Here is a 6,546-nt window from a genome sequence, read left to right as displayed (position 1 = left end):
TCCGCCTGGCCTGGTCCCTGTGGCGGCGAGCCAAACGGCTCCTCGCCCGCTTGAGCCACCGTCGCCGCCTTCTGGACGATCTCGGCTACTCATATTCTGCAGTACCACCATAAATGCGGTTGTAATATTAAGTAGACGCCAGAAGGTCCTGATTCACTGATTCACCTCAAATAAATATCGACCGGATCTAGGACATCCTAGCTGGCCTTTCTCTCTGAAGATCTTAAGCTACGGGCAAAATACTACCTACGAGGTATTGCCAAAAACACTATGGGTTATTATGCTATTAACCATAGACAGTTCATCTGTTTAGAGGGGAACGAGCAACGAAGACTTTGTCGTAGAGAAAGGGAGAAGACCTATGAAACATCTTAAGTTGAATATAGCTATATTCACAGCTATTGCATTGCTAATCACATCGTTTGGTATTGCAACAGCACAAGATCCTGCTTACAATACCCAGTTTGTGACATCGATTACTTATCAGAATGTTGGAACTGGCACTGCCACAATCCAGTTTCAATTCTATAATGAGAAATCGGACACGCCCATTACTGTAACGCGAACCCTCAACGCTGGTGCTAGTGACTCTATGTTCGTTGGCGGACTGACCGGCGATGAAGCGTTACCCTCCAACTTCTTGGGCTCGGCCGTCATGGGGTCAGACCAACCTATTGTAGCCACATTGGTGCAGATACCCCAGTCTACAACGGTAAGAAACCGCCCTTTGTCCAACGGCTTTAGTAACGCCACTTCGAATGTGCTACTTGCAACCGTATTGAAGAATCAGTTCAATACCACTTCAAAATTTTCTATCCAGAACACGGAGTCTGTACCCGTCGATGTCACGTTGCAGATTTTCGATGCTGCAAACCCAGGTAGTCCGCTGACCACACTCACTGAGACCAATATCCCGGCAGGTGCCGCTAAGTACTATGACATGGGGACACTACCTGGCCTGCCTGCCTCTCTGAACGGCTCAGCAATAGTGACGGCTGTACGTTCAGGCACTTCTACTCCGGCAAACATTGTCGGCTCAGTTTTGGAGCTTTCGACCAACAGTGTTCAGGCTACAGCCTTTGAGGGTGTGTCTGCAGGTGCCAATACAGTCTACGTTGCTACAGCACTCTGCCAGCTTTCTGGAACAAACGCCTCTACCGCGTACGCTGTGCAGAACGTAGGAACTAGTGCAGCGAGTGTGACCGTGACCTATAGTCCCGGCGGCGCCACTGACACGAAGACGATTCAGCCTGGCGCCAAGGCAAGCTTCCTGGCTTGCGACAAAAATCCCGTGAATTACAGCGGCGCTGCTACGGTGACAAGCTCTCAGCCGATTGTCGTCATTGCGAAGGCATTTGCTGCCCCGTCGTTCAGTACAGCGTTCCTGGGCGAGGCAAGTGGTGCCAGCACATTGGCGCTGCCTTATGTTCGCTACACGAGTGATGCCAACTTTGCAACAGGAACACGCCAGCGGGCCTTCATTGCTATTCAGAATGTCGGCTCTAGCACAGTCAATAACGTGGTCGTCGAATATCGCGATAAGCTCGGAAATTTGATCGGTACACACACTATTTCTTCGATTGATCCTGGCGCCAAAGCAAACTCAAACGCCACGCTCGCCTCAGGGGATACGGCTAAATTGCTGGAATTTGGCAATCCTGAGGCCAATCCGGGTGGTGGTTTCGGTGGTGGTGCCATTATCAAAGGACCAGCTGGTAGCCAGCTTATTGCTGTCGTTCGTATTCAGACAGCAGTTCCAGGCTCCGGCAGTGTGGCCGAAGACTACAACGGGATCCCGATTCAGTAGCTGAATGGAGCGAAGTCAAGCGCATTCGACGCTTAGTCAGTATCTTCTGAATTGGTCGTTTGAGGGCATGGTGAGAGGTAGCTGCATGGCTGCTTCTCACCGTCTTTTTAATCTCTTGACTAGCCACACATCACTTTGGGAAGTAAGTCGTGAAACGAATAGGGACGGGTTGTCCGAGCCTGATACAACGTTCGATCCAGTCCTAACCGATGAGGTGTGTCCTCGGCTGCCTCGATGCACGCTCCACACCAGCGGCAAGGTCCGCCGCTTGTAGGCCAGACCGATGGTCAGCAGCCGATGGTGCTGTCCCACCTTGGTGGCGTCAATCACCAGACGGATGGGCGACCCCGCCGCCGACCTCAGCAATTCGAGCACAACCGGCTCGTACCAGCGCCGCACCTCAAGACGGCGGTTGATCAGAAACCTGCGCAGCCGATTCACCAGACTCGGCTCCTTGCTCGCACTCGGCCACTTGCGCACCACCAGCGACAGATGCACCGACCGGCTCAGATACAGACCGACCACCAGCAACGCCATATTTCGCCGTCGCGTGATCCGTTCCCTCGGCAGCAGTTGGCCAAGTCGCGCCAATACGTTATGATACAGATGGAGGTTGGTTTGCATAGGACGCTCCTTGATACGGTTTGTTGGCTTACAAACAGTGTATCAGACGTCTCAAACCAACCTCTTCTTTTATTATCCTCTAAAGTGATGGGTGGCTAGATCTCTTGAAAAAATTGTGGAAAATCAAGGACACTTTCGATGCTTCGACGGATCCAACAGCAATTAACTAAAACTGTCAATTTTAATTCTTCTCGTGCCCGTTTGTATCTGGTGATAGCCGATTTTGCGTCTCAAATTCCTCTAGGCGCAAAGGTTTTTGATGCTGGGGCTGGCGAGGCCCCCTATCGAGCCCTCTTTCAACATGCGCAATACCACTCAGCAGACTTTACCAAAGTAGATAAACTGTACGCAGCTCCCACTTATGTATGTGATCTGGCAGCCATTCCGGTGCTTGACGAATGGTATGAGTATATTCTCCTTACACAAGTGATTGAGCATCTTCCTGAACCACTGGACGTGCTAATTGAGTTGCGACGTCTATTAAAGCCAAGGGGTAAAATCTTGATCACGGGGCCTCTTTTCTACGAGGAACATGAAGAACCTTATGATTTTTATCGCTATACCCAATATGGATTGCGGTATTTGATCGAGAAAGCGGGTTTCTCAATCGAACGGATAGATTGGCTGGAAGGATTCTACGGTACAATTGGTTATCAGTTGAACCGGATAGGCCGCTATTTGCCTTGGACACCACACAATTTTCAGCAAACTTGGGAACGTATCTTTTTTCCTCCCTGGATGATTGGAATGAAGGCGCTTTTTTTCTCTTTGTCAATGGTGTTCCATCGTCTCGAGCTCCGGCACAAGTATACCGTTGCCGGGTATCCTAAGAATTATGTTGTAATTGCGTCAAAACATTGATTAGCATTGCTATGGTAACGGTAGGAGCGCACAATAGCGTGATGGAAAGCGGTTCACCGACGGAGTAGCGACGAAATTGACGAAAGAAGGGTTCATGAACACAATCCTCCTGACTCGAACCCCAAGGAGGTGCATCCATGAACCCACAGACTGTATTTGCCCCAACATCGATTGTCCGGCAAGAGGACAGCAGGGCAAGTAGGGCGTAGGGCAAAGGCAACATTCAGGTCTATAGCCAGGTAGAAAAGCGGTATCGGTGCCACGTCTGCGGCAAGACATTCAGTGCCACCAAAGGGAGTCTGTTCTACCGGCTGAAGACGGACAGCGTCACCGTGATGCTCGTGCTCACTTTGCTGGCTTACGGATGTCCGCCCCGTGGCTATCGTCAAGGCCTTTGGTTTCGACGAGCGCACCATCCGCAAGTGGTAGCGTCGGGCAGGCGAGCATTGTGAGGCCGTCCACGAGCAAATTGTGGGCCAGAGCCGGCTGGACTTGGGGCATGTCCAGGCGGATGAGATCAAGGTCAAGACCCAGGGCGGCTCAGCCTGGATGGCCATGGCCCTGATGGTTTCCAGCCGACTGTGGCTGGGGGGTGTGGTGGGCGAGTAGCGGGACAAGCACCTGATCCGGCAACTGGCCCAGAAGATCCGTTAGGTGGCCCTGTGTCGCCCCCTGCTCTTGGTGGTGGACGGCTTGTCCAGCTATGTGGAGGCCTTTCCGCGAACCATTCGTTCTCCCTTGCCTGGCTACGGCCAGGTGGGGCGACCTCGTCTCATCCCCTGGCCGTCCATCGGGATTGTCCAGGTGGTCAAGCACCGTGCCGCCTCCGGATTGACTATCGAGCGCCGCATCGTCCAAGGTGGCCAGGCTTTGGTGACGCAACTGCTGGCCTTGAGCCAGGGCGGTGTGTGCATCCACACGACTTACATCGAGCGGCTGAATGCTTCCGCCAGCGGCTCTCGACCTTGGGACGTCGCACTCGACATCTGGCTCGCCAAACAGAAACTCTGACGGCTGGCATGTATATCATCGGATGTGTCTACAACCTGTGTGAAACCCACAAGAGCCTCCGCATCCGCCTCTCGGTGGACAGCCGGGGTTTCCGTTGGGTGCCACGTACACTCGCTATGGCTACCGGCCTCACCGACCACCCATGGAGCATGGAAGAGCTTTGGTCCTATCGGGTTCCTCCACCTCTATGGACACCGACCAAATGCCGGGGCAGACCTTCCAAGGCCCGCCAGCGCACCATCGAACAGTGGTGTACATGACACCACGCTATTGTGCAGAGCTACCCCATGGTAACACGCCAGCAAGTTTTTTTAAATTATTTCCGGAGTTTCCCTCAAGGGATTCATCATTTCATCCATTGGGCAAAGTTTTTTCTTAAAGATCCTATTGGTTTCAGCCTTTTGAAACGAATACGTGCAGAAAGGCTCACCTATCTAGATATGTCTGCGCTGATTGATTTATATGAGACTGTCAAAGATGTGGAATCCCGGCAGATTCCTGGCGTTCTCATTGAAGCCGGAACTGCACTGGGAGGTTCGGCCATTGTCATGGCAGCGGCCAAGCATTCAAGGCGACCATTGCTGATATTCGACGCTTTTGAGACGATACCCCCGCCTTCAGAACGTGATGGTCAAGATGCTCATCAGCGCTATGCCCTCATCCAATGCAAGAAGGCGGTAGGGCTAAAAGGGACGCTATACTATGGCTATCGGACCAATCTGATAGCAGAAGTCAAACACAATTTTGCGCGATTCGGCTATCCTGTTTCCATTCACCAAGTAAGTCTTGTTCAAGGCTACTATGAGGAGACACTGTATGTAGATCAGGCCGTGGCGCTGGCCCATATCGATTGCGACTGGTATGACTCTGTGATGACTTGTCTTGAGCGAATCGTGCCGTATCTTTCTGTGGGCGGGAGATTAATTATTGATGATTATGCCCATTGGAGCGGCTGTAGGCAAGCTGTAGATGACTATTTTGCCAATCGGCAACAGGGTTTTCAATTCATTATGAAAAGTCGTTTGCACATTTTACGAGTTTAAATCTAGATGACTCCGCCATTATCTTTTTGTCGGAGCAAACGAAGATACAACTGTTCCATCTGAGATGAAATCGAGGTAATAGAAAATTGATGTTTGATGAAATCTTTGGCGCGTCGGCGTGCCGCTGCATCTGGTGGGTGACTGAGCATAGCAAGAATACCTAGCGCCAGCGCGCGAGGATTTCCGGGTTCAACTAAACACCCTATTTCGCTTCCCTTTACCAATTCCTCAGTCCCTGAAACAGCGGTCCCCACAACGGGCACCCCCACTAATAAAGCTTCAAGAATGACTGTGGGCAACCCTTCCCACAGTGAAGAAGACACAAAAACATCCATAATCGATAGGAACGGCTCGACATGGGCTTGGGCACCAGCGAAGATAACGTGATTTTGCAGTTGAAGATCTTGAGCCATCCGCTTTAAGTTGGCCTCTTCTTCGCCGCTACCCACGAGTAGAAACTTGGCAGATGGGATAGTTGCAGAAACGATTGCAGCAGCTTCTAAAAAGTGGTGATAGCCTTTTTGCTTCGTTAGACGTCCTACAGAGCCGATAACAGGAGCTGTAGGAGGGATATTTAGTTTTTCACGAATAAATTGAGATGTATCAGGTATCCCATTGGTAAATCGTGCTACGTCGATGGCATTGTATGATACAAGCGCCTTTTTGTGCAGCCATCTCGCCATAGGCCGTTGATTGAGAGTATCGACAACACGTTGTGACACACCTAGTTCCATGTCATAGACAAGAGGATAAATACTATTTACAAAAATCCAGCGGCGCCAGGGACGCTTCGCCCATTCCAATTCATTGTGTGCAGTCCTAACAAGCAATTTTACTGATAATTGTCGCGCCAATAACAACGCAGCCACATCGCCAAAGTCACATTGACTATGTATTACATCAACCGGCTTTTCAAGCTGCCGTCCGAGCGAGACAATGGACTCTAGAAAATTCTTGAATGCTTGTCGCTCGCGTTTAGGTGGACCAATAACGGTCGTTACCCCCTCGATAGCTAGGCGATTCCGCCATACCTGTTCATGCTCGCGATCCCACTCCCATAGTGCAGCGACGACCGGTTCAATGCGCGCTTGATCAAAATGGCGCGCCAGTTCGACACCGAACCTTTCAGCGCCTCCCATTTTTGTGTTGAGAGCGATTCCATTGACTAGCTGAACAACTCGCAAACGAGGAACTAACATA

The 6,546-nt window shown here is 51.1% G+C and carries 7 protein-coding genes; 5 read left to right on the top strand and 2 right to left on the bottom strand.

Going from position 1 to position 6,546, the window contains the following annotated elements:
* Positions 1-361 precede the first annotated feature (361 nt).
* On the top strand, positions 362-1,807 hold the full coding sequence (locus FKZ61_RS15895; protein WP_141611114.1) for a hypothetical protein: 1,446 nt from the start codon (positions 362-364) through the stop codon (positions 1,805-1,807).
* Between the two features lie 96 nt (positions 1,808-1,903).
* Here the strand turns inward: FKZ61_RS15895 and FKZ61_RS15890 are convergent, their stop codons facing one another.
* Entirely contained in the window at positions 1,904-2,431 is a 528-nt protein-coding gene (locus FKZ61_RS15890) for a hypothetical protein (protein WP_141611113.1), read from the bottom strand.
* 138 nt (positions 2,432-2,569) lie between these two features.
* Here FKZ61_RS15890 and FKZ61_RS15885 point away from each other — a divergent pair, with 138 nt between their 5' ends.
* The 4 genes from FKZ61_RS15885 to FKZ61_RS15870 all read left to right on the top strand — a co-directional run bounded on the left by FKZ61_RS15885 (position 2,570) and on the right by FKZ61_RS15870 (position 5,346).
* Complete coding sequence (locus FKZ61_RS15885) at positions 2,570-3,292, top strand: class I SAM-dependent methyltransferase (RefSeq protein WP_141611112.1); 723 nt, start codon at positions 2,570-2,572, stop codon at positions 3,290-3,292.
* A 471-nt stretch (positions 3,293-3,763) separates the two neighbouring features.
* Positions 3,764-3,901, top strand: coding sequence for a hypothetical protein (locus FKZ61_RS15880; RefSeq protein ID WP_170199822.1), 138 nt, complete (start codon positions 3,764-3,766; stop codon positions 3,899-3,901).
* 84 nt (positions 3,902-3,985) lie between these two features.
* Positions 3,986-4,303 carry a hypothetical protein gene (locus FKZ61_RS15875; protein WP_141611111.1) on the top strand — a complete coding sequence of 106 codons (318 nt, stop codon included), beginning with the start codon at positions 3,986-3,988 and terminating at the stop codon, positions 4,301-4,303.
* A gap of 287 nt (positions 4,304-4,590) precedes the next feature.
* The gene (locus FKZ61_RS15870; RefSeq protein ID WP_141611110.1) at positions 4,591-5,346 is read left to right on the top strand and encodes a TylF/MycF/NovP-related O-methyltransferase; all 756 of its coding nucleotides are present in this window, start codon (positions 4,591-4,593) and stop codon (positions 5,344-5,346) included.
* 2 nt (positions 5,347-5,348) lie between these two features.
* On the opposite strand, the gene FKZ61_RS15865 is transcribed toward FKZ61_RS15870, so the two are convergent.
* Positions 5,349-6,545: a glycosyltransferase gene (locus tag FKZ61_RS15865; RefSeq protein WP_141611109.1), complete on the bottom strand. Its 1,197-nt coding sequence runs from the start codon at positions 6,543-6,545 to the stop codon at positions 5,349-5,351.
* Position 6,546: the final 1 nt, after the last annotated feature.

Source organism: Litorilinea aerophila (genome assembly GCF_006569185.2).
Classification (GTDB): Bacteria; Chloroflexota; Anaerolineae; order Caldilineales; family Caldilineaceae; genus Litorilinea; species Litorilinea aerophila.
Note: the sequence above shows the minus strand (reverse complement) of the source record. Positions and strands in the feature narration are given on the sequence as shown.